Raw genomic sequence first — 1,137 nt, 5'->3', positions numbered from 1 at the left:
CGATCACCCCGGCCGCGTTGAGCGACAGCGTCGCTCCGAGCGCCGCGGGCACCGGCCCGGCCAGCGCATAGCCCACCGCGCCGAGCCCGGCCCCGAGCGCAGCGCCCCCCAACACCTGCGCCTTGTAGCGGTCGGTCAGCAGCCGCAACGCCGCGGCCGGGCAGACCAGCATCGCGACCACCAGGATCGAGCCCACCGCCTCGAAGGCCGCCACCGCCGCGGCGGCGACCATCAGCGCGAGCCCGAGCTCGATCCGCCGCGCCGGCAGGCCGAGCGCCTGCGCATAGGCCGGGTCGAAGCACACCAGCTGGATCGGCCGCCACAGCGCCGCAACCGCGACCGCGACCGCCAGCGCCACGCCGGCCATCAGGCCGAGCTGCCGCGGCAGTGTGGCGAGTGCGGCCGGGTCCAGCAGCGACGCGGCCGAGCGGCCCTCGGTCCAGACCAGCGTCTCGAGCTGGCCGAACAGCACGCAGTCGAGGTCGAGGTCCACGCTGCGCGCGCCGGTGACCTCCAGCAGCACGAGGCCAACGGCGAAGAAGGTGGTGAAGACCGCGCCGATCGCCGCGCCGGAATCGAGTCGCGCCGCCTTCTGCACCACCGCGATCAGCGCCACCGCCGCCAGCCCTGCGAGCATCGCGCCGACCAGCATCGGCAGCCCCGCCCGCGCCCCGGTCACGGCGAAGCCGAGCACGATGCCCGGCAGCACGGCGTGGGAGAGCGCGTCGCCCACCAGCGACTCGCGCCGCAGCACGAGGAAGGAACCGAGCAGCCCGCAGGTCCCGCCCGCCAGCACGGCGGCCAGCAGCGGCGGCAGGTCGAGCATGAGGAAGTCCTGCAGCGTCACCGGCCGCCTCCCAGCACATGCGGGCTCGCCGGCAGGGCGGACGGCTCCGGCAGCAGCCGCGCCGCCATCTCCGGCGGCAAGCCGTGTTCCACCAGGTCGGCCAGCCGGTCCGCGGAGGCGATGTCGGCGGCACCCGCGGCCAACAGGTGGTGCTCCACCGCACGATGCGCGCGCACCGCCCGCCGCGCCGCCGTCGCGCCGGCCGGCGTCAGGTGCACATGTCCCTCGGCGCGCGCGACCAGGCCGCGCAGCGCGAGCCACATGGCAAGCCGGCGCGCCTTGCCCACGCG

2 protein-coding genes are annotated in these 1,137 nt (G+C 76.3%); both read right to left on the bottom strand.

The genetic code is table 11. From position 1 onward, the window contains the following. Positions 1-847: metal ABC transporter permease (locus L2I40_RS23485; RefSeq protein WP_237217767.1), on the bottom strand; the 847-nt coding region annotated here is incomplete at its 3' end. Beyond that, on the bottom strand, positions 844-1,137 hold a 294-nt coding region (locus tag L2I40_RS23480; RefSeq protein WP_237217766.1), incomplete at its 5' end, for an iron dependent repressor, metal binding and dimerization domain protein. The genes L2I40_RS23485 and L2I40_RS23480, both read right to left, overlap by 4 nt.

This window comes from Falsiroseomonas oryziterrae, from assembly GCF_021864505.1.
Lineage (GTDB): Bacteria > Pseudomonadota > Alphaproteobacteria > Acetobacterales > Acetobacteraceae > Falsiroseomonas > Falsiroseomonas oryziterrae.
The sequence above is the reverse complement of the archived record's forward strand: the minus strand, read 5'-3'. Positions and strand labels throughout refer to the sequence as shown.